This window comes from Pantoea sp. VS1 (assembly GCF_002207995.1).
Classification (GTDB): Bacteria; Pseudomonadota; Gammaproteobacteria; order Enterobacterales; family Enterobacteriaceae; genus Pantoea; species Pantoea dispersa.
Window position 1 is genome coordinate 1 of record NZ_NHZE01000040.1, and the last position, 20,820, is coordinate 20,820.

Consider the following 20,820-nt stretch of genomic DNA (forward strand, 5'->3'; position numbering starts at 1 on the left):
TCGCGCAAAAACGCGGCCAGGGCCGCGTTGTCAGGCATTACTGCCTGTTTGCCAGCGCAATAAATTGCGCCGCTACAGAAGGTTACACCGATTTGTAGCGGCGCGATTCATCGCGCAAAATCGCGTCAAGGCCGCGTTGTCAGGCATTACTGCTTAAAGGAAGGGAATTCCATCTCGCTGTATTTCACGAAGCGGGTGCCGCGCGTCAGCTTATAGCCCAGCCAGATCACCAGGAACAGCGGAATGCCGATATAGGTTGCGGCTACGCCGTACCAGTCGATGCGATCGGCGAGGAATGCCTGATAATTCTGCCCCAGCGTAATGACCAGACACAGCGCGAACGCAAACATCGGACCCAGCGGGAAGAAGCCGGAGCGGTAAGGCAGATCGGCCAGATTCAGCCCCTGTGCCACATAGCCGCGGCGGAAGCGATAATGGCTGATAGCAATGCCGAGCCAGGCGATAAAGCCGGTCATCCCTGACGTATTCAGCAGCCACAGGTACACTTCCTGATTGCCAAATTTCGAGGTCAGGAAGCAAAGCGCTGCCACCACCGTGGTCGCCAGCAGGGCATTGCGCGGTACGCCGCCTTTCGACAGTTTTGCAAAAATGCGCGGTGCCTTGCCTTCCTGCGCCAGGTTAAACAGCATACGCGTTGAGGCGTACATGCCGGAGTTCCCCGCCGACAGCACCGCCGTCAGGATCACCGCGTTCATCACCGCCGCCGCGGACAGCAGACCGGCATTCTGGAACACCAGCGTGAACGGGCTGACGCTGATATCGGTGACATCGTTATGCAGCAGCTGCGGATCGGTATACGGCAGAATCAGGCTGATGATCAGGATCGCGAACACATAGAACAGCAGAATGCGCCAGAACACCTGGCGCACCGCGCGCGGGATATTCTTCGCCGGGTCTTCTGATTCACCGGCGGCAATCCCGATCAGTTCGGTGCCCTGGAAAGAGAAGCCGACAATCATCGCCACGCCAATCATCGCCGCAAACCCGCCGGCAAACGGCGCATCTCCCACCGTCCAGTTGTGCCAGCCAGCATTTTCCGCGCCGCGCAGGATGCCGGTAATCATCAGCACACCGACCACAATAAAGATGATGACGGTGGCGACTTTGATCAGCGAGAACCAGTATTCCGCCTCGCCGAAGCCTTTGACCGAAATATAGTTGAGCAGGAACATCAGACCGAGGAACAGCGCGCTCCAGATCCAGCCTGGCGTGTCCGGGAACCAGTAGTTCATCACCAGCTGTGAGGCGACGAGGTCAACGGCGATGGTCACCGCCCAGTTGTACCAGTAGTTCCAGCCCAGCGCGAAGCCAAAGCCCTCTTCGACATATTTAGCGCCGTAGGTGGCAAAGGAACCGGAGACCGGCATAAACGCCGCCAGTTCGCCGAGGCTGGTCATCAGGAAGTAGACCATCAGGCCGATCAGCGCGTAGGAGAGTAACGCACCGCCAGGACCCGCCTGAGAGATAGTGGCACCCGAGGCGACAAACAGGCCGGTGCCGATAGAACCGCCAATGGCGATCATGGTGAGATGGCGCGCTTTTAATTCACGGCGCAGCCCAGGTTGTTGTGTTGTTTTTGAGTCATTATGCATGTGTAAACGCTATGCTGGATAAAAATAAGGCGCGATTGTAGCAGCAAAGCCTGCACTGTATAGCATTCGCCTCGGGTTATTAGTTACCTTCATAATCGGCCGGGAATTATTAGCCACAGCACAGGGCAGGCTGCGGCTATTCCCGGCAATAGGCGAGGAAGCGGCTCAGCGCTTTCGACAGATGTTTCTGCCGGTGATGGATGCGATACAGGGTACGCCTCAGGCGCGGCAGGGGCACCGGCACTTCCGTCAGCGTGCCCGCCTCCAGCAGATCGGCAATCACCCGGCGCGATAAGCAGCTGATGCCCATGCCGTGGCGCACCGCGTGTTTAATCGCCTCTGAGTTGCCCAACTCCATCCCCAGCTGAAACTGCGGCAGGTGCGACAGCAGCAGGTAATCGACAATCTCACGCGTACCGGAACCGCGCTCGCGCAGGATCCACGGCGCAGCGGCCAGCGTCTCCAGCGTCACCGGCTGCCGTAACAGCGGCGCATCCGGCGCGGCGAACACCACCAGTTCATCTTCCAGCCACGGTTCGCTGATGATATCCGGCTCATGGCACGGCCCTTCAATCAGGCCAATGTCGACGCGAAAATCGGCCACCGCATTGATGGCGTCCTGGCTGTTGCCGACGCTCAGCTCCAGCGGCAGCGTGGGAAAATCGCGACGATACGCGGCGATCATCCCCGGCAGCAGATAGTTGCCGATGGTGCTGCTGGCAAACAGGCGAATCGCTCCGTTGTCCTCTTTAAACAGCTGTTCGATCTCAATCGCCTGCTCCAGCAGCCCGACCGCACGCGGATAGAGCAGCCGGCCGTGCTCGTTGAGCACCAGCCGTTTACCGACGCGGTCGAACAGCTGTACACCGAGCTGACTTTCCAGATCGGCCAGAGCCGCGCTGACCGCCGACTGCGACAGCGCCAGCACCTGCGAGGCCTGAGTGGTGGAGCCGCTTTTCAGCACCTCGGTAAACACTTCAATCTGACGCAGCGTAATGTGCATGCGTGCTCCTTACATGGCGTATCGCTTCACCAGATAGATCACCACCGCCAGCCAGATCAGCAGCATCAGAATCAGGCCGCTCCAGCTGACGATCTTTTTGCCGCGCGCCCGTTGCACCTCGGCGCGTTCGGCGCTGCTGATGCGCACGTCGCGCGGCAGCAGACGCAGCAGGATCATCACGCCAAGCGGGATGATAATCGCATCATCCAGCAGGCCAATAATCGGGATGAAGTCCGGAATCAGATCGATGGGGCTGAGCGCATAAGCGACGATGCCAAACGCCAGCAGCTTAAACCACCACGGCGTACGCGGATCGCGACAGGCAAACCACAGCGTCAGCACGTCCCGTTTGATGAGCTTCGCCCAGCGGCGCAAGCGCATGAACATTGTTGCCCTTCCTTATCACTTATTCCGGTTGATTATAAATATATTATCAATTTCACTTTTAAGCCAGCCAGGCGCACGCTAAAGCCTCACTGAGGAGAAGCGTATTATGGCTGAAGTAAGCGTCAACAAAACCCCTTTTCATGTTCATCGCTGGCTGCCGGGACTGCTGCTGACCGCCGCCATCGCCGCAGGTGCCGCGTGGCTGGCCAGTCAGCCGTGGCTGGCTGGCGCGGGATTCGGCGCGCTGACGCTGGCTATCATTATCGGCATCGTGCTGGGTAATAGCCTGTATCCCCGCGTTGCGACCCCGTGCGACAGCGGGGTGCTGCTGGCCAAACAGCGACTGCTGCGCCTCGGCATTATTCTTTACGGCTTCCGCATCACCGTGCAGCAGATCGCCGATGTCGGCGTCAGCGGCGTGCTGATTGATGTGCTGGTGCTGAGCTCAACCTTTCTGATCACCTGCCTGATCGGTATCCGTTTACTGAAAATGGATCGCGAAACCGTGTGGCTGATTGGTGCCGGCAGCAGCATCTGCGGTGCGGCAGCGGTGCTGGCAAGTGAACCGGTGATCAAAGCCGCACCGTCGAAAGTGGCGGTCGCGGTGGCCACCGTGGTGCTGTTTGGCACCGTCGGCATTGTGCTGTACCCGTTTATCTGGACGCTGCTGCCGCAGGTCAGCGCGCAGCACTTTGGCGTCTTTACCGGCTCGACGCTACACGAAGTGGCGCAGGTGGTGGCGGCTGGCCATGCAATGGGCGCGGAAACGGAGAACACGGCGGTGATCGCCAAGATGCTGCGGGTGATGATGCTGGCACCGTTTCTGCTGATCCTCGGCAGCTGGCTGCAGCGCCAGCGCAGCCACCAGCGTCAGGCGCAGCAGCCGATCCGCTTTCCGTGGTTTGCCCTGTTGTTTATTGTGGTGGCACTGTTTAACTCGCTGCATCTGCTGCCACCGCCGGTGGTAGCGGGACTGAATCAGCTGGCGAATCTGCTGCTGGCGATGGCGATGGCGGCGCTGGGCTTAACCACGCGTTTCGGCGCGCTGAAGCAGGCGGGCGTCAAACCGCTGCTGCTTGGTCTGCTGATGTTTATCTGGCTGATTCTCGGCGGCGGCGCACTGAATGTGCTGGTGCAACATTTCATGGCGTAAGCGCATCCGCTATCATGGGCGTTTTGCATCAGCAATCGCCCATTCAGGAGAGCGGCATGAAATATATCGGCGCACACGTAAGCGCATCCGGCGGCGTAGACCAGGCAGTGATCCGTGCCCATGAAATCGAAGCCACAGCCTTTGCGCTGTTCACAAAAAATCAGCGCCAGTGGAAAGCCGCGCCGCTCTCTGCGCAGGTGATCGACGCTTTTAAAACCGCCTGCGATCAATACAACTTTAGCGCCGCGCAAATCCTGCCGCACGACAGCTATCTGATTAACCTCGGCCACCCGGTGATGGACGCGCTGGAGAAATCGCGCGAGGCGTTTATCGATGAGATGCAGCGCGCCGAACAGCTTGGCCTGACGCTGCTCAACTTCCATCCCGGCAGCCACCTGCAGCAGATTGATGAAGATGCCTGCCTGAAGCGCATCGCCGAGTCGATCAACATTGCGCTGGATAAAACCCACAACGTGGTAGCGGTGATTGAGAATACCGCCGGCCAGGGCAGCAACCTCGGTTTCCGCTTTGAACACCTCGCGGCAATTATTGACCACGTCGAGGATAAATCGCGCGTCGGCGTATGCATCGACACCTGCCACGCCTTCGCTGGTGGATATGATTTACGCAGCGAAGCTGCCTGTGAAGCTACCTTTGCCGAGTTTGAGCGCGTGGTGGGCTTTCAGTATCTGCGCGGTATGCACCTTAACGATGCCAAATCCACGCTCGGCAGCCGCGTGGATCGCCATCACAGCCTCGGCGAGGGCAACATTGGCAAGACCGCGTTTAGCTGGCTGATGAAGGATGCGCGTTTTGACGGTATCCCGATGATTCTCGAAACCATCAATCCGGATATCTGGAAGGATGAAATTGCCTGGCTGAAGGCCGAGCAGCAGGCGTAACGGGTTTCACCGGGGCCTGTCGCCAATAAAAAAAGGGAGCCGCGGCTCCCTTTGTTGTTCCTGGCTGCCGTTACGCGGCTTTGGCCAGTTCCTCTTCCGGACGTTTCAGAATCGCATAGCCCAGACCCGCAATCAGCGTACCAATCACAATCGCCAGCAGGTAACCCAGCACCGGGGTAATGGCGCCTGGAATCAGCAGGACGAACAGCCCGCCGTGCGGCGCCATCAGTTTGGCCCCCATCGCCATGGAGATCGCACCGGTCACTGCGCCACCCACGATACAGCATGGCAGCACGCGCATCGGATCACGCGCCGCAAACGGAATGGCACCTTCGGAGATAAAGCACAGGCCGAGTACCAGCGCGGCTTTACCGCCTTCCTGCTGACCTTTATTGAACTTACGACGCGCTACCAGCGTTGCCAGCCCCATCGCCAGCGGTGGCACCATACCGGCCGCCATGATCGCGGCCATCGGCGCGTAGGTTTGCGAACTCAGCAGACCAACACCAAACGCGTAAGCCACTTTGTTCACCGGACCGCCCATGTCGGTACACATCATGCCGCCCAAAATTGCGCCCAGCAGGACCGCGTTAGCAGTGCCCATGTTCGCCAGCCAGCTGGTCAGGCCGCTCATGATGCCGGCAACCGGTTTGCCTACCACGTAAATCATCAGCAGGCCGGTAATCAGACTGGCCACCAGCGGAATGATCAGAATCGGCTTCAGCGCTTCCATACTTTGCGGCAGCTTCACTTTGCTGCTCAGCAGTTTCGCGGCGTAACCAGCGATGAAACCGGCGATGATGCCGCCAAGGAAACCGGCGTTGATGCTGGTGGCGATCATGCCGCCAATCAGACCCGGCGTCAGACCCGGACGGTCAGCAATCGAGAAGGCGATAAAGCCCGCCAGCACCGGCACCATCAGCGCAAAGGCGCTGCCGCCACCGATCTGCATCAGCGCCGCGGCTAAGGTGCCCTGCTCTTTAAACGCGGTAATCCCAAAGGCGAATGACAGCGCAATGCTCAGACCGCCGGCGACCACCATCGGCAGCATATAAGATACGCCGGTCAGCAGATGCCGATAGGCACCGGCTTTCTCTTTACTGTCGCTCTGGCTGGCTGCCGCCTGGTTGCCGGAAGGCAGCCAGACTTTGGCTTCCGCCTGCGCTTTATCCAGCTCCTGTGCGGTTTTCTTCAGCGCCAGACTGGTGGAGGTGCGGTACATCGGCTTGCCGGCAAATTTCGCCAGATCAACGTCGATATCCGCCGCAACGATCACCAGATCGGCCGCCGCCACTTCTTCCGGGGTGATCGGGTTGCCGGCGCCGACTGAGCCGCGGGTTTCCACTTTTACCCACCAGCCGCGCTTGCTGGCTTCCGCCTCAATCGCCTCGGCTGCCATGAAGGTGTGCGCCACGCCGGTCGGACAGGCAGTGACGGCCACAATACGTTTCTGCCCGGCGCTCTGCGCCGGTGCACTTGCCGCCGGTGTCGCCGCAGCTGGCTGCCACGGTTGCGCCGCATCTTTAGCCAGCGCCAGTGCCGCCTGCGGATCGCGCAGCGCCTGCTGCACGTCCACGAGGGCAACGGACTTGCCGGCGAGCTGCGCGTTGTCGGTAACCTGCTGGCCAATCACCAGCACCAGTTCGGCATCCGCGGCGCTGTCGACCAGCGTCAGTCCCGCCTGCCCTGCCGCCGCCTGCAGACGTTCCGAGGCTAAATGGCCTGATGCCAGGCCGAGTGAAGAATCTTTTATCAGCAGCGTTTTCATTATCGCTCTCCTGCTGTTAGTTAACGGGTTGTAAGTCGACACGCGCCATCATCGCGGCCAACTGGGTACGATCGGTCACGCCGACGTTGCTCTGGCTGACGGCCATGGCCGCCACCGCCGTCGCCAGACGCAGCGTGTGTTCACTGGATTCCCGCATCAGCAGGCCATAAATCAGGCCGCCAACCATCGAATCTCCGGCGCCTACGGTGCTGACCACTTCACACGCAGGCGGTTTGGCGATCCATTCGCCAGAGGCATTGACCCACAGCGCGCCTTCCGCACCGAGGGAGATCACCACGTGGGCAATGCCCTGCTCGCGCAGCTGGTGCGCGGCGTCAATCACATCCTGCAGCGTCGGCAGCTTGCGGCCGGCCCAGATCTCCAGCTCGCGGCGGTTGGGTTTTACCAGCCACGGTGCCGCTTTCAGACCGGCCACCAGCGCTTCACGGCTGCTGTCAAAAATGATGCACGGACAGTGGGTGCGCAGATCGCTCATCCATTTGGTGAACGCGTCCGGCGCAACGCCGGCTGGCAGGCTGCCGCTGACGCACACCATATCGAACTGGCCCAGCCAGGTCAGCGAGTCGGCGGTGAAGCGGTCCCAGTCCTGGGGTGTGACGTCAAAGCCCGAGAAGTTGAGGTCGGTGACGTCGCCGTCTTTTTCCGTCAGCTTAACGTTAATGCGGGTACGGCCCTGCACCACCTGAAAACGATTAGCGATGCCGAGTTCGCTGAACAGCTGCTGAAAGCCGTCCTGATTCTCTTTGCCGAGGAAGCCGCCGACGGTGACGTCGATGCCGAGATCTTTCAGCACTTTGGCGACATTGATGCCTTTACCCGCAGCGTGCAGCCCGGTGGTTTTGACCAGGTTAACTTCGCCGCGCTCGATCTCCGGCGTGTAGCCGACCAGATCGTACGCCGGGTTCAGGGTAATAGTGGCAACGCGACGACTCATGCTGCCCCCTCGCCCAGACCGCTATTAATGGCTTCTTCGATAGCGTGCAGTGCCTGCTGCGCATCGTCACCGCTGGCGGTGAAACGCAGACGATGGCCTTTCTTCACGCCCAGCGCGACCACCTTCATCAGGCTGCGCCCGTTAGCCGGCTTACCGCTGCCGTCGAGATTGGTCACGGTGATATCGCTGTTGAATTGCTTGATCACGCTCACCAGCGCGGTGCCCGGACGCGCATGCAGACCGTGCTCGTTGCGGATGGTGAATTCCGCGGTTAAGACGTCCGCAGCCTCATCAACTTCGCTGGTCAGCAGCGCGAGAATGCCTGCCGCGTCCGCCTTCAGCAGGCGTTCAGCCTGCTTGTTCAGCAGCAGATTGCTGAGGTAACCCAACACCTCAAGCGGGCGCTGATCGGTGGCGGCGACCGTCAGCAGCAGCGCTACCGGTTCGCCCTGATGCGTCAGCGGCGTCGCGCTGCGGCTCACTGCCACCGCGCTGTTGAGGTTGCCGTGCGTGCTGTCGCTCAGCCAGATGCCCTGACCGAGGCTGAGCGGCGCGTGCGAGACAACGTCCGCGACAAAGCTGGCGTCAACGGCACCGGCCGCCTGCAGACGACCAGCGTTCAGCGCCTGCAGCGTCATCAGATCGCTGGCGGCCACGTCAGTGGCGATCAGCGACGTATCGAACTGGAATTCAGCGGCCTGCTTTTCACCCATCAGCAGCGCGCGCAGCTCTTCAGCAGATGCAGATTTCAGCTGCTCCGCGATGCTGTCATCGCTTAATACGTGGGTCAGCTGGCGCAGCAGCGCGAGGTGCTCGTCAGATTTAGCGGCAATGCCGATGGCGACGTACGCCGTCTGGCCATCGCCCCAGTCCACGCCCTGCGGGAACTGATAAACCTGCACGCCGGTTTTCAGCACCAGATCGCGGGTATCGGTGGTGCCGTGCGGAATGGCGATGCCGTTGCCGAGAAAGGTGGTGGTTTGCTGTTCGCGCGCCAGCATGCCGTCGACGTAGCCTTCGGCCACATTTCCGGCCGCAGTAAGCGCAGCGGCAACCTGACGAATGGCCTGTTCTTTATCGGACGCGCTGGCGCCGGTGTGAATGGCCTGAACTTCGAGCTGGAACATATTTCTCCTCGCTTGCTGAAAGTGAATCGTTTCAGCCTGATGGCGAAAAAATACGCTGTGCGACACGGACTTAGCCGGGAGGACAACGCTGAAACGTTTCAGGGAATATGGTACAGCCCCCGATTACAGGCAAGAAAATGCGCAATCGGCGTAGCAGATTTTTGATGCTCCGCACACTTCGCGGCGGATTTAGGATTTTTCACAGCGGGCGCGCTGACGCGTTGCTGTAACGCGGTACCTGTGACGAGCGTGCTGTTCAGCTCGCGTCAGCTTAAACTCAGGGCGCGGTATCGGCTTCCAGCTGCAACAGGTAGATCATGGCGTCGGCGCGGCTGCTGCCGCACATCTCCGCCTGTGGCTGTAAACCGGCACACACCGCCGGACGCAGCGGCGAGCCAAAAATTTTGCAGCGCTGCTGTTCGTCGAGCTGCACGCAGCGGGTATTGGCCGGTTTGCCGTCAGGCATACCGGGAATGGGGGAAGAGATGGAGGGGGCTGTGCAGCAGGCACCGCACTGGTCTCGACATAACATCATGCGCTCCTGCAAAGATTAGCGGCCGACAATAGCAGTCTGCACCGCGGAATTCTATGCGCGACCAACAATTTTCACCGGCCTCACTTGCCTGTTTTTCACCGCGCGAGTAAGTTGGCGCGCATCTACATGGTTATAGCGAGTCAAGCATTATGCCAAAGGCAAACGAAATCAAAAAAGGAATGGCCGTCACCTGGAACGGTAAACTGTTGCTGGTGAAGGATATCGATGTCCAGAGCCCGAGCGCGCGCGGTGCCGCCACGCTGTACAAGATGCGTTTCACCGATGTGCGCACCGGCCTGAAAGTTGAAGAGCGCTTCAAGGGTGACGACATTATTGATGCCATCCAGCTCAGCCGCCGCGCGGTGACCTTCTCATACATTGACGGCGACGAATACGTGTTTATGGATGACGAAGATTACACGCCGTACAGCTTTAAAAAAGATCAAATCGAAGAAGAGCTGCTGTTTATTCCGGAAGGCGGCATTCCCGGTATCCAGGTACTCACCATGGATGGCCAGGTGCTGGCGCTGGAACTGCCGCAGACGGTAGACATGGAGATTGTTGATACCTCTCCCGGCATCAAAGGGGCATCCGCCAGCGCACGCACCAAACCGGCGGGCATGAGCACCGGGCTGTCGATTCAGGTGCCGGAGTACCTGAGCAATGGCGATCGCATCCGAATCCATATTGCCGAGCGTCGTTATATGGGACGCGCCGATTAAGCGCACGATTTTCTCCGGCGGCGGTTGATTGTTATAGTATAACAACAGCCTGCGCGCCGGATGCGGTTGTCCGGCGCGGCTATTTTAACGGAGTAAATCATGACGCGCGTGAACCTGATTACCGGTTTTCTCGGTAGCGGTAAAACCACCACCCTGTTACATCTGCTGGCGCACAAACCGGCCAATGAGAAGTGGGCCATTCTGGTCAACGAGTTTGGCGAGATCGGCATTGACGGCGCCCTGCTCGCTGACCGCGGCGCCACGCTGAAAGAGATCCCCGGCGGCTGCATGTGCTGTGTTAACGGCCTGCCGCTGCAGGTTGGGCTGAATATGCTGCTGAAGCAGACCCAGCCGGACCGCCTGATCATCGAACCCACCGGCCTTGGCCATCCCAAACAGTTACTGAATATGCTGCGTGCTGCGGTCTATCAGCCATGGATCCGCGTGGACGCCACGCTGACGCTGCTCGATCCGCGTCAGTTATCCGATACGCGCGTCACGGATAATGAAAACTTTCGCGACCAACTGATCGCCGCAGACATCATCATCGCCAACAAGAGCGACAAATGGGATGCGGAAGATCGTCAGCGGCTGGCGAGCTGGCAGCAGCAGCATCTGGGCGACCGTCAACTGGTGGAAGCCAGCTGGGGCAATATTGATCCGGCGTTGCTGAGTCAGCCGGCATTGGCGGATCGTGCGGTACCCGATGCCGCGCATCATCATCATTCGTCACGCCCGCAGGGGCTGGCGGCGCTGAAACTGGAAGGCGAAGCGCGCTGGCGTCGTGCGTTAAATGAAGGTCAGGGCTATGCTTCCTGTGGCTGGATTTTCGATGGTGACACGGTGTTCGATACTATTCCGGCTTTAGAGTGGGCGCGGCTTGCGCCGGTGGATCGCGTGAAAGGCGTGCTGCGTACCGCTGACGGTCTGGTCAGCATTAACCGTCAGGGTGAAGACCTGTTCATCGAAACGCGCCCGGTCACGCCGCCGGATAGCCGTATCGAATTGATCCACCATCAGGCCGCCGACTGGAATGCCTTGCAGACTGCCCTGTTGAAGATTCGTTTAAATTAGCTGCGGTAGGTTTGCCCGTTATTTTTTTTCTTTTTGAGTTACTTTTATGCGCACTTCTCGTTTGATCACCATCCTGCTGCTGAATGCGCTGGGTGTGATGCTATTTATGTCGTGGTATCTGCCGCCGGAGCACGGGTTCTGGTTCGCTCTCGACAAAGGCATCTTTTTTGGCTTTAACGACCAGATGGTCGACCATCACGGCTTTGCGCTGCTGGTGGCGATCACCAATTTCCGCGGTTTTGATGCGGTGTCGCTACTGGCGATGGGCCTGCTCTATCTGTGGTTCTGGCGCCGCGAAACGCCGCAGGGCCGACGTCGTATGCTGGCGATTGGTATCACCATGCTGCTGACGGCGGTGATTCTTAACCAGCTGGGCCATCTGCTGCCGGTTAAGCATGCCAGCCCGACGCTGTTCTTTGATAACGTGCATCGCGTCAGCGAACTGACCGGCATTCCGGCAAAAGATGCGTCCAGAGACAGCTTCCCCGGCGACCACGGCATGATGCTGATTATCTTCGCCTGCTTTATGTGGCGCTATTTCGGCTTCCGCGCCTTCCTGATGGGCCTGCTGATTGTGGTGCTCTTTTCCCTGCCGCGCGTAATGGCAGGCGCACACTGGTTTACCGATATCGCGGTCGGTTCGCTGTCGGTGGTGCTGGTGGGCCTGAGCTGGTGGTTATTAACACCGGCCAGCGACAAACTGGTGAACTGGCTCTATCGTTCGCTGCCCGGAAAATATAAACCCCAGGCGTAATTGTTTAGCGCGGGCGATTATTTCCTGTTTTTAAGATCGCCTGCGCTTATTTAATCCTGCAATAAATTATTAGCGGACTAAGCGTTTTCTGATAAAAGAAAAACCTATGCGTCAAATCGTCTGACAATGGCGTTATTCCTGGCCTGTCCAGTCAGAACCCTCTTAAAATCTTCCTTAGCGCCAGAATTAGCCGCTGTTCCTGCCGTTAATTGACGCTTAAATCGCTACCAGTTGTTGATAAAGTAACCGTTGTGTTACAGATTGATTTCACATCAAAAAAACCTATAAAAATTTATATAAAAGCACTCGCCACGCGGTCTGTAATCGGTTAACCTCAACTCCGATTACTACCGTGCAGCATAAAATTCGGTACCTTAAGCAACAAAAATGTGTGCATTAACACATTTTAGTAATTAAGGAATTGTCTTAGAGGGTCGCACTTATTAATCTCAACCCGTTTTGTCATCTGGCTGGCGACATTCTGTCGTAAGGACATCGAAGGAAAACACGTACAATGGTCAAGTCTCAACCAATTCTGAGATACCTCAGGCGGATTATTCCCGCAGTAGCATTAGCAACCCTCTTATCGGCATGTAGCAGTACCCATAACGGTCAGAACGCGAATAACGAGAATCATGAAGTTAACAACCAGAATGGTTTTTTACTTCAGGCGTCTCAGGACGAATTTGAACAAATGGTGCAGAACGTGGACGTTAAGTCCCGCATCATGGAGCAGTACAGTGACTGGAAAGGTGTGCGTTATCGCTTAGGCGGCGACACCAAACGCGGCATTGACTGTTCTGCTTTTGTTCAGCGCACCTTTCGCGAACAGTTTGGTTTAGAGCTGCCGCGTTCCACCTCGGAACAGCAGGACAGCGGTAAAGAGATTTCACGCAGTAAACTGCGTCCGGGTGATTTAGTGCTGTTCCGCGCCGGCTCCACCGGTCGCCATGTCGGCATCTATCTCGGCAACGACAATTTTGTACACGCGTCTACCAGCAGCGGCGTGATGATTTCCAGCCTTAACGACAGTTACTGGAAAAACCGCTACCGCGAAGCGCGTCGGGTACTGGCAAAAAACCCCAGTTAACCTCCTTCCTTCCTGATGTTCTCAGCCAGAGAATCTGAAAACGCTGCCCCGGCAGCGTTTTTTTTCGTCTGCGGTTGCTTAAGCCAAATCCATGACGGAAAAAGTAATTGTGAATCAAAAATATAACGAGACTTTTCGCGCAACCTCGTTATATTCTCGTTGCCTTGAACCAGCACAGTTGTATGCGTTTTTATAATAAAAAGGGCAAGATCAGGGGAACCAACTCCATGCCACTGTCGGGGACGTTAAATCGTCATGCCAGCTACTCGCGGCGCATCGCCTGGAGTAGCGTAATTATTGGGGTCGCGTTTTTTATCCTGTTTGTCACCGTCCTGCTCACGCTGACCTGGCAAAAACGCGTCCAGCAACACCAGCAGCTGCTGGCTCACAGCCGTGACGATCTGCAACAGGTGATGTCAACCCTGGTCGAGAGCCTTTATCCACTGCAGCAATACACTCAGCTCAGCTGCAACAGCGTCAACCGTGAGCTGACCTCTCGCGCCGCCTTTGCCGGCAACATTCGCGCGATATTACTGGTACGCGGCGGCAACGCTTACTGCTCTTCGGCTACCGGCGCATTTCTGCTGGCCGCCAGCGCCATTTCACCCGATTCAGAGCTGGAGCGCGACCGTGACGTCCGCCTGCTGCCCGGCACACCGCTGCAGCCCGCCAAGCCAGCGCTGGCGCTGTGGCTGAAAAGTCCGGGAGCGAACGAAACCGGCATCCTCGCCACCATGAACCTCAGCATGACGCCTTACCAGCTGCTGGCCTCTTACCATCCCGAAATCACGCGCATGGCGCTGGTGGCAGGCGATAGCGCGCTGCTCAGCGGCACCAGCCAGGTGGTGCGCAGCCGCGATTTGCCGCCCGCCCTCACCGACCTGACGCTTGATGACGGCAGCATGCGCTTTGTGCTTTACGGCAGCACGCTGGCCTCACGCGATTACACGCTGGCGTTGCTGACCGGCCTGCTGCTGGCGCTGCTGGTTGCCGCAATCAGCTGGCTGCTGCTGTCGCTGCATCAGCGACCGGGACGTGAAATCCTGCTCGGCATCCGGCGCGGTCAGTTTCACGTTGAGTATCAGCCGCTGGTAACGGCACACAACGGCAAACCCTATGGCGTTGAAGCGCTGCTGCGCTGGACTCACCCGGTTGAAGGCATGATCCCACCCGATGTATTTATCAGCCACGCCGAAGCGCAGAACCTGATTATTCCTCTGACCCAACATCTGTTCAGCCTGGTAGCGCGCGACGCGCGTTTTCTCTGTCAGCAACTGCCGCGCGGCACCCGTCTCAGTCTGAATATGTCACCGCAGCATCTGGCATCGGCCAGTTTTCGCCGCGACGTGCAGGCATGGATCGCCAGTATGCCCGCCGATCATTTTAACTATGTATTTGAAATCACCGAGCGCACCATGGTGCGGGAGAAGAACGCCGGCGAAATCTTCGCCTGGCTGCATGAACACAATTTCAAGATTGCCATCGATGATTTTGGCACTGGCCATAGCGCGCTGATCTACCTGGAAAAATATCCGTTCGACTACCTGAAAATCGATCGCGGCTTTGTGCAGAGTATCGGCACCGAAACCGTAACTTCGCCGGTGCTTGACACCGTGTTGCTGCTGGCAAAGAAACTCAACCTGAAAACTGTGGCGGAAGGCGTGGAAACCGGCGACCAGGCGGCCTGGCTGGTTAACCGGGGCGTCACGCATCTGCAGGGGTATCTGTTTAGCCGCCCGCTGCGCCCGGAAAAGCTGATCAGCTACTATCAGAGCCAGGCCAGTTTGGGTTAACGTCACGTACCGCACATGAAACTGCTACCATACAGTGCGGATTACCACAGGAGAGCGCCCCACTTATGCTGCTTCGTCTTGCCACAGCACTACTGATGTGCAGCGCCATTGCGCCGGTGCACGCGGTCACTATCCATGAAAGCTATGCCTTTGCGAAGCTGGGCGAACCGAAATACGCGGTCAACTTCAGCCATTATGATTACGCCAATCCGGCGGCGCCAAAAGGCGGCAAGATCACCCTCGCCGTGGTGGGCACTTACGACAACTTCAACCGCTATGCGTCGCGCGGCAATCCCGGTATCGGCACTGACACGCTGTACGACGGCCTGTTTACCACCTCAGACGATGAGCCCGGCAGCTACTATCCGCTGATCGCTGAATCAGCACGCTATCCCAGCGATTATCACTGGATGGAGGTGTCGATCAATCCGCACGCGCAGTTTCAGGACGGTACGCCGATCACCGCGCAGGATGTTGCCTTCACCTTCGGCAAATTCATGACCGAAGGCGTGCCGCAGTTTCGCGTGGCGTTTCGTGGCGTGCAGGTGAAAGCGCTGAACCGGCTGACGGTGCGCATTGAGATGCCCAAACCAGATAAAGACCTGGTGCTGAGCTGGATCACGCTGCCGGTACTGCCGGAAAAATTCTGGCAGAACAAAAAATTCAATGAGCCGCTTGGCTATCCGCCGCTCGCCAGCGGGCCTTACCGCGTCACTTCGTACAAATCCGGCCAGTTCATCCAATATAGCCGGGTGAAGAACTACTGGGCGGCCGATCTGCCGGTGAACCGCGGTCGCTTTAATTTTGATACCCTGCGCTACGACTACTATCTTGATGACAACGTGGCTTTTGAAGCGTTTAAGGCCGGTGCCTATGACCTGCGCGAGGAGAGTTCGGCGAAGAAATGGGCCACACAATATCGCGGGCGCAACTTCACCAGCCACGCCATTGTGAAAGCCACCACGCCGAATGACGTCTCCACCGACACGCGCTGGCTGGCGTTCAATAACGAGAAAGCATTATTTTCCGACCGCCGCGTGCGCGAGGCGCTGACGCTGGCGTTTGATTTTGAGTGGATGAACAAAGCGCTGTTCTACGGCGCTTACAAGCGGACCGACAGTTACTTCCAGAACACCGCTTACGCCGCCAAAGGCTATCCAGACGCCGATCAGCTGGTCCTGCTCGCGCCCTACAAGGCGCAGCTGCCTGCCGAGGTATTCAACAACGCCTACGCGCCTCCGCACTCTGACGGCAGCGGCTTTGACCGCAACAATCTGCTGCGGGCGATGGCGCTGCTGAAGCAGGCCGGCTGGCAGATCAAAAATCAGCAGTTAGTAAACGTGAAAACCGGCCAGCCGTTTCAGTTTGAACTGTTGCTTCGCAGCGGTTCTCCGAACGACTGGGCGCTGCCGTTCCAGCACAGCCTGGCACGGCTTGGCATTACAATGACGCTGCGTCAGGTGGACAGTTCGCAATATCTGCGCCGGCTGCGCGAAGGCGATTACGACATGATTCCGTCGCTTTATCAGGCGATGCCGTGGCCCTCCACCAGCCTGCAGTATGTCTGGCAGACGGATTACATCAGCTCCTCGTGGAACACCGCGCGGGTAAAAGATCCGCTGGTCGACCATTTCGTGCAGCAGATCGTGGCGCATCAGGGCGATGAAAAAGCGCTGCTGCCGCTCGGTCAGGCGCTGGATCGCCTGCTGCTGTGGAACGCCTACATGATTCCGATGTGGTACAACGCCGAGCAGCGGCTGGCCTGGTGGGACAAGTTTTCCCATCCGCAGATTAAACCGGCGTTTGCCACCGGGCTGGAAAACTGGTGGTACGATGTGAACAAAGCCGGTCGTTTACCGGCCGATCGACGCTGAGGAGAGCGGTTTGGGTGCTTATTTCCTGCGCAGGCTGTTGCTGATTATTCCCACGCTGTGGGCCATCATCACCCTGAATTTCTTTATCGTACAGATTGCGCCGGGCGGTCCGGTCGATCAGGCGCTGGCCAACATCCAGTTTGGTCATAGCACCGGTCTGCCTGGCAGCGGCGGCAGTGACAGCGGCGCGCGCGGTGCGCTGGTGCGCGACAATCCCGGCGACAGCCAGTACCGCGGCGCGCGCGGGCTGGATCCGGAGGTGGTGGCAGAAATAACCCATCGCTACGGCTTCGATAAGCCACTGCTGCAGCGCTATGGCGAAATGCTGTGGAATTACCTGCGTTTTGACTTTGGCGACAGCCTGTTTCGTAACGCCTCGGTGCTGCAGCTGATTAAAGAGAGCCTGCCGGTGTCGATCAGCCTCGGGTTGTGGAGCACGCTGATCATCTATCTGGTGTCGATTCCGCTGGGCATCAAAAAAGCGGTGCGCAACGGCAGCGCGTTTGATATCTGGAGCAGCATCTTTATCATCATCGGCTACTCAATTCCGGCGTTTTTGTTTGCCATCATGCTGATTGTGCTGTTTGCCGGCGGCAGCTATCTCGACTGGTTCCCGCTACGTGGCCTCACTTCGCCGCAGTTTGACACGCTGCCGTGGTACAGCAAAATCAGCGATTACCTGTGGCATATCACCCTGCCGGTGCTGGCTACGGTAATTGGCGGCTTTGCCACCCTGACCATGCTGACGAAAAATTCGTTCCTAGATGAGGTGCGCAAACAGTACGTCGTCACGGCACGCGCCAAGGGCCTGGATGAGAAGCGCATCCTGTACGGCCACGTGTTTCGCAACGCCATGCTGCTGGTGATCGCCGGGTTTCCCGCCACCTTTATCAGTATGTTTTTCACCAGCTCGGTGCTAATCGAGGTGATGTTCTCACTCAACGGCATGGGGCTGCTCGGCTATGATGCCACCATTCAGCGCGACTATCCGGTGATGTTCGGCACGCTGTATATCTTTACGCTGATTGGCCTGCTGATGAATATTCTCAGCGATCTGACCTATACGCTGGTCGATCCACGCATTGATTTTGAGGGCCGCTGATGCGTTTATCTCCCGTTAACCAGCAGCGCTGGCAGCGCTTTCGCCACAACCGGCGCGGCTACTGGTCGCTGTGGCTGTTTCTGCTCATTTTTGTGCTGTCGCTGGGCGCGGAATTATTAGCCAATGACAAACCGCTGCTGGTGCACTATCAGCAGCGCTGGTACGCACCGCTGCTGTTTAACTACAGCGAGAGCGATTTTGGCGGCCAGTTTGCCACGCCGGCGGATTATCAGGATCCGTGGCTGAAACAACGTATTGACCAGCAGGGCTGGGCGCTGTGGGCTCCCATCCGCTTCAGCGACAGCACCATTCATTTCGCCACCGACGTGCCCTTCCCGTCACCGCCGTCCGCGCAAAACTGGCTGGGTACCGATGCTAACGGTGGCGATGTACTGGCGCGTCTGCTGTACGGCACGCGCATCTCGCTGCTGTTCGGTTTGCTGTTAACGCTGTTCTCCAGCGTGATTGGCATTGTGGTGGGTGCCCTGCAGGGCTACTTTGGCGGCCGCGTTGACCTGATCGGCCAGCGATTGATTGAAGTGTGGTCCGGCATGCCGACGCTGTTTATGCTGATTCTGCTCTCCAGCGTGATTCAGCCCAATTTCTGGTGGCTGTTACTGCTGACAGTGATCTTCGGCTGGATGAGCCTGGTGAGCGTCGTGCGCGCCGAGTTCCTGCGCACGCGTAACTTTGATTATATCCGCGCCGCACGCGCGCTGGGCGTGAGCGATAGCCGCATCATGCTACGCCACATGTTGCCCAACGCCATGGTTGCCACGCTCACCTTTCTGCCGTTTATCCTGTGCGGTTCGATCACCACGTTGACCTCACTGGATTTTCTCGGCTTCGGCCTGCCGGTGGGCTCGCCGTCGCTGGGCGAACTGCTGCTGCAGGGAAAAAACAATTTACAGGCACCGTGGCTTGGCCTTTCTGGCTTCTTCGCCCTCGCCCTGCTGCTGTCGCTGCTGATTTTTATCGGCGAAGCGGTGCGCGATGCCTTTGATCCGAGCCGGGGGCGCTAAATGAGTTTGTTAACGGTGAATCATCTGGCGGTGGCGTTCGGGCCGCGCCGCGTGGTGGAAGATATCTCGCTGCGCATCGACGCCGGCGAAACGCTGGCGCTGGTGGGCGAATCGGGATCGGGCAAGAGCGTGACGGCGCTGTCGATTATGCGTCTGCTGCCGCAGCCGCCGGTGAGTTATCCGCAGGGCGAGATCCTGTTTGACGGGCGCGATGTGTTACAGGCCAGCGAACGTGAAATGCGCGGGCTGCGCGGCAACCAGATGGCGATGATTTTTCAGGAGCCGATGGTGTCACTCAATCCGCTGCACAGCGTGGAAAAGCAGCTGTATGAAGTGCTGTCGCTGCACCGTGGCATGCGGCGTGAAGCGGCGCGCGCTGAGATTCTCAGCTGCCTCGATCGCGTAGGCATTCGCCAGGCCGCGACGCGCCTGCAGGATTTTCCGCACCAGCTGTCCGGCGGCGAGCGCCAGCGCGTGATGATCGCCATGGCCTTGCTGACGCAGCCCAAACTGCTGATTGCCGATGAGCCCACCACGGCGCTGGATGTCACGGTACAGGCACAGATTTTACAGCTGCTGCGCGAACTGCAGCGCGAACTGAACACGGGCATGCTGTTCATTACCCATAACCTGAACATTGTGCGTCAGCTGGCCCACAGCGTGACGGTGATGCGCAACGGGCGCGAGGTGGAACACAACCGCTGTGACGCCCTGTTTCGCCAGCCGCAGCAGCCTTATACCCGTGAGCTGCTGGCCGCCGAGCCGGACGGCGCACCGGTACCGCTGATCGACGCGCCGCCGCTGTTGCAGGTAACTAATTTGCAGGTGGGTTTCCCGATTCGCCGTGGACTGCTGAAGCGCACCGTGGCGGAAAAAACCGCGCTACACAATCTCAGTTTTACCCTGCGGCGCGGCGAAAGCCTCGGGTTAGTCGGCGAATCCGGGTCAGGCAAAAGCACCACCGGCCTGGCGCTGCTGCGCCTGATTGCTGCGCGCGGCGAGATCTGGTTCGACGGCCAGCCGCTGCATCAGCTGAGCGCGAAGCAGCTACTGCCGCTGCGCCAGCGCATTCAGGTGGTGTTTCAGGATCCCAACTCTTCACTCAATCCGCGCATGACGGTACAGCAGGTGATTGCCGAAGGGCTGGCGGTGCACCAGCCGCAGCTCAGCGCTGCCGAACAGGAAGCCAGAGTCATTGCGGTGATGGAAGAGGTTGGTCTGGAGGCAGCGAGCCGCAGCCGCTACCCGGCGGAATTCTCTGGCGGTCAGCGCCAGCGCATCGCCATTGCCCGCGCGCTGATCCTGCAGCCGCAGCTAATCGTGCTGGATGAACCCACCTCGTCGCTGGACCGCTCGGTGCAAAAGCAGATCCTCACCCTGCTGCGCCGTTTACAGCAGCAGCATCAGCTGGCGTATCTGTTTATCAGTCACGATTTGCAGGTGGTGCGCGCGCTGTGTCATCAACTGGTGGTGTTGCGCCAGGGTGAAGTGGTGGAACAGGGTGAATGCGAAGCGCTGTTCAACGCGCCCGCAGCAGAGTATACGCGTCAGCTGCTGGCCTCCGCGCAGGGCAAGATCGGGCCTCAGTGACCGTCAAAGGTTTCGGCGATCGCCACGCCCTGATTTTTCAGACAACAGTTAGTGGCGCTCTCGTCGCCGCGCTGAATCAGCAAACACGGCTGCCCTTCACATTCGGCAATTTTGCACTCGACCTGAATCTGCGCCAGCGTTTCCTGTAGCTGCTGCAGGATCTCCAGCGCCGGATGGCCGTCATGGCTCAGCAGGCGCAGCGCGACCAGATCCCCGTCATGCGCGCCGTTCGCTGCTTCCTGGCGTTCAATGGCGCCGGCATGTTCCAGCGACCAGCGGTAAAGTTGTGGTAAACGATGCACAACCGAGAGTTGCAGCATAGTGTTTCGGTTCCCAGAGACAGTAACGTTATTCAC

Annotated in this window: 19 protein-coding genes; 11 read left to right on the forward strand and 8 right to left on the reverse strand. The window is 58.6% G+C overall.

What is annotated here, in order from left to right; translation table 11 throughout:
• Positions 1-146: 146 nt before the first annotated feature.
• From CBW22_RS14275 to CBW22_RS14285, 3 genes are all read right to left on the reverse strand, one after another.
• Positions 147-1,613 carry an amino acid permease gene (locus CBW22_RS14275; RefSeq protein ID WP_058775785.1) on the reverse strand — a complete coding sequence of 489 codons (1,467 nt, stop codon included), beginning with the start codon at positions 1,611-1,613 and terminating at the stop codon, positions 147-149.
• A 136-nt stretch (positions 1,614-1,749) separates the two neighbouring features.
• On the reverse strand, positions 1,750-2,616 hold the full coding sequence (yieE, locus tag CBW22_RS14280; protein WP_088517022.1) for a DNA-binding transcriptional regulator YeiE: 867 nt from the start codon (positions 2,614-2,616) through the stop codon (positions 1,750-1,752).
• A gap of 9 nt (positions 2,617-2,625) precedes the next feature.
• The gene (locus tag CBW22_RS14285; RefSeq protein WP_058757253.1) at positions 2,626-3,003 is read right to left on the reverse strand and encodes a YkvA family protein; all 378 of its coding nucleotides are present in this window, start codon (positions 3,001-3,003) and stop codon (positions 2,626-2,628) included.
• Between the two features lie 106 nt (positions 3,004-3,109).
• Between CBW22_RS14285 and CBW22_RS14290 the strand changes: the two genes are divergently transcribed.
• Both CBW22_RS14290 and nfo read left to right on the forward strand, forming a co-directional pair.
• The gene (locus tag CBW22_RS14290) at positions 3,110-4,156 is read left to right on the forward strand and encodes a YeiH family putative sulfate export transporter (RefSeq protein ID WP_088517023.1); all 1,047 of its coding nucleotides are present in this window, start codon (positions 3,110-3,112) and stop codon (positions 4,154-4,156) included.
• 56 nt (positions 4,157-4,212) lie between these two features.
• Entirely contained in the window at positions 4,213-5,058 is an 846-nt protein-coding gene (nfo, locus tag CBW22_RS14295) for a deoxyribonuclease IV (protein WP_058775787.1), read from the forward strand.
• A 70-nt stretch (positions 5,059-5,128) separates the two neighbouring features.
• On the opposite strand, the gene fruA is transcribed toward nfo, so the two are convergent.
• From fruA to CBW22_RS14315, 4 genes are all read right to left on the reverse strand, one after another.
• Positions 5,129-6,826, reverse strand: coding sequence for a PTS fructose transporter subunit IIBC (gene fruA, locus CBW22_RS14300; protein WP_088517024.1), 1,698 nt, complete (start codon positions 6,824-6,826; stop codon positions 5,129-5,131).
• 16 nt (positions 6,827-6,842) lie between these two features.
• Positions 6,843-7,781 carry a 1-phosphofructokinase gene (gene fruK, locus CBW22_RS14305; RefSeq protein ID WP_021509266.1) on the reverse strand — a complete coding sequence of 313 codons (939 nt, stop codon included), beginning with the start codon at positions 7,779-7,781 and terminating at the stop codon, positions 6,843-6,845.
• A complete protein-coding gene (gene fruB / locus CBW22_RS14310) occupies positions 7,778-8,908 on the reverse strand; it encodes a fused PTS fructose transporter subunit IIA/HPr protein (protein ID WP_058769932.1) in 1,131 nt (376 codons plus the stop codon). The genes fruK and fruB overlap by 4 nt, the downstream gene beginning before the upstream one ends.
• A gap of 277 nt (positions 8,909-9,185) precedes the next feature.
• Positions 9,186-9,440 carry a YkgJ family cysteine cluster protein gene (locus CBW22_RS14315; RefSeq protein ID WP_058775788.1) on the reverse strand — a complete coding sequence of 85 codons (255 nt, stop codon included), beginning with the start codon at positions 9,438-9,440 and terminating at the stop codon, positions 9,186-9,188.
• Between the two features lie 152 nt (positions 9,441-9,592).
• Here CBW22_RS14315 and yeiP point away from each other — a divergent pair, with 152 nt between their 5' ends.
• From yeiP to yejF, 9 genes are all read left to right on the forward strand, one after another.
• Entirely contained in the window at positions 9,593-10,165 is a 573-nt protein-coding gene (gene yeiP, locus CBW22_RS14320; RefSeq protein ID WP_031280049.1) for an elongation factor P-like protein YeiP, read from the forward strand.
• 99 nt (positions 10,166-10,264) lie between these two features.
• Positions 10,265-11,239, forward strand: a complete 975-nt coding sequence (locus tag CBW22_RS14325; protein WP_088517025.1) for a CobW family GTP-binding protein — start codon at positions 10,265-10,267, stop codon at positions 11,237-11,239.
• 46 nt (positions 11,240-11,285) lie between these two features.
• Positions 11,286-11,993 carry a phosphatase PAP2 family protein gene (locus CBW22_RS14330; protein WP_031280048.1) on the forward strand — a complete coding sequence of 236 codons (708 nt, stop codon included), beginning with the start codon at positions 11,286-11,288 and terminating at the stop codon, positions 11,991-11,993.
• A gap of 514 nt (positions 11,994-12,507) precedes the next feature.
• On the forward strand, positions 12,508-13,083 hold the full coding sequence (mepS, locus tag CBW22_RS14335) for a bifunctional murein DD-endopeptidase/murein LD-carboxypeptidase (protein WP_031280047.1): 576 nt from the start codon (positions 12,508-12,510) through the stop codon (positions 13,081-13,083).
• 227 nt (positions 13,084-13,310) lie between these two features.
• Positions 13,311-14,876 (forward strand): cyclic di-GMP phosphodiesterase, encoded by a 1,566-nt coding sequence (locus CBW22_RS14340; protein ID WP_088517026.1) that lies wholly within the window; start codon positions 13,311-13,313, stop codon positions 14,874-14,876.
• A 65-nt stretch (positions 14,877-14,941) separates the two neighbouring features.
• A complete protein-coding gene (locus tag CBW22_RS14345) occupies positions 14,942-16,750 on the forward strand; it encodes an extracellular solute-binding protein (protein WP_088517027.1) in 1,809 nt (602 codons plus the stop codon).
• A gap of 10 nt (positions 16,751-16,760) precedes the next feature.
• On the forward strand, positions 16,761-17,852 hold the full coding sequence (locus tag CBW22_RS14350; RefSeq protein ID WP_059009158.1) for a microcin C ABC transporter permease YejB: 1,092 nt from the start codon (positions 16,761-16,763) through the stop codon (positions 17,850-17,852).
• Positions 17,852-18,874 (forward strand): ABC transporter permease, encoded by a 1,023-nt coding sequence (locus tag CBW22_RS14355; protein WP_058780318.1) that lies wholly within the window; start codon positions 17,852-17,854, stop codon positions 18,872-18,874. The genes CBW22_RS14350 and CBW22_RS14355 overlap by 1 nt, the downstream gene beginning before the upstream one ends.
• The gene (gene yejF / locus CBW22_RS14360) at positions 18,875-20,464 is read left to right on the forward strand and encodes a microcin C ABC transporter ATP-binding protein YejF (RefSeq protein ID WP_088517028.1); all 1,590 of its coding nucleotides are present in this window, start codon (positions 18,875-18,877) and stop codon (positions 20,462-20,464) included.
• On the opposite strand, the gene CBW22_RS14365 is transcribed toward yejF, so the two are convergent.
• A complete protein-coding gene (locus tag CBW22_RS14365; RefSeq protein ID WP_021509254.1) occupies positions 20,458-20,784 on the reverse strand; it encodes a hypothetical protein in 327 nt (108 codons plus the stop codon). The genes yejF and CBW22_RS14365 overlap by 7 nt on opposite strands.
• Between the last annotated feature and the right edge of the window lie 36 nt (positions 20,785-20,820).

Excerpts from the sequence above, each read along its gene's own strand:
- CBW22_RS14340 (WP_088517026.1), top strand. The coding sequence starts at position 13,311 with ATGCCACTGTCGGGGACGTTAAATCGTCATGCCAGCTACTCGCGGCGC.
- fruA (WP_088517024.1), bottom strand. The coding sequence starts at position 6,826 with ATGAAAACGCTGCTGATAAAAGATTCTTCACTCGGCCTGGCATCAGGC.
- CBW22_RS14275 (WP_058775785.1), bottom strand. The coding sequence starts at position 1,613 with ATGCATAATGACTCAAAAACAACACAACAACCTGGGCTGCGCCGTGAA.
- CBW22_RS14315 (WP_058775788.1), bottom strand. The coding sequence starts at position 9,440 with ATGTTATGTCGAGACCAGTGCGGTGCCTGCTGCACAGCCCCCTCCATC.
- CBW22_RS14365 (WP_021509254.1), bottom strand. The coding sequence starts at position 20,784 with ATGCTGCAACTCTCGGTTGTGCATCGTTTACCACAACTTTACCGCTGG.
- CBW22_RS14345 (WP_088517027.1), top strand. The coding sequence starts at position 14,942 with ATGCTGCTTCGTCTTGCCACAGCACTACTGATGTGCAGCGCCATTGCG.
- CBW22_RS14330 (WP_031280048.1), top strand. The coding sequence starts at position 11,286 with ATGCGCACTTCTCGTTTGATCACCATCCTGCTGCTGAATGCGCTGGGT.
- yieE (WP_088517022.1), bottom strand. The coding sequence starts at position 2,616 with ATGCACATTACGCTGCGTCAGATTGAAGTGTTTACCGAGGTGCTGAAA.
- fruB (WP_058769932.1), bottom strand. The coding sequence starts at position 8,908 with ATGTTCCAGCTCGAAGTTCAGGCCATTCACACCGGCGCCAGCGCGTCC.
- mepS (WP_031280047.1), top strand. The coding sequence starts at position 12,508 with ATGGTCAAGTCTCAACCAATTCTGAGATACCTCAGGCGGATTATTCCC.
- nfo (WP_058775787.1), top strand. The coding sequence starts at position 4,213 with ATGAAATATATCGGCGCACACGTAAGCGCATCCGGCGGCGTAGACCAG.
- CBW22_RS14325 (WP_088517025.1), top strand. The coding sequence starts at position 10,265 with ATGACGCGCGTGAACCTGATTACCGGTTTTCTCGGTAGCGGTAAAACC.
- yeiP (WP_031280049.1), top strand. The coding sequence starts at position 9,593 with ATGCCAAAGGCAAACGAAATCAAAAAAGGAATGGCCGTCACCTGGAAC.
- fruK (WP_021509266.1), bottom strand. The coding sequence starts at position 7,781 with ATGAGTCGTCGCGTTGCCACTATTACCCTGAACCCGGCGTACGATCTG.
- yejF (WP_088517028.1), top strand. The coding sequence starts at position 18,875 with ATGAGTTTGTTAACGGTGAATCATCTGGCGGTGGCGTTCGGGCCGCGC.
- CBW22_RS14355 (WP_058780318.1), top strand. The coding sequence starts at position 17,852 with ATGCGTTTATCTCCCGTTAACCAGCAGCGCTGGCAGCGCTTTCGCCAC.
- CBW22_RS14290 (WP_088517023.1), top strand. The coding sequence starts at position 3,110 with ATGGCTGAAGTAAGCGTCAACAAAACCCCTTTTCATGTTCATCGCTGG.
- CBW22_RS14285 (WP_058757253.1), bottom strand. The coding sequence starts at position 3,003 with ATGTTCATGCGCTTGCGCCGCTGGGCGAAGCTCATCAAACGGGACGTG.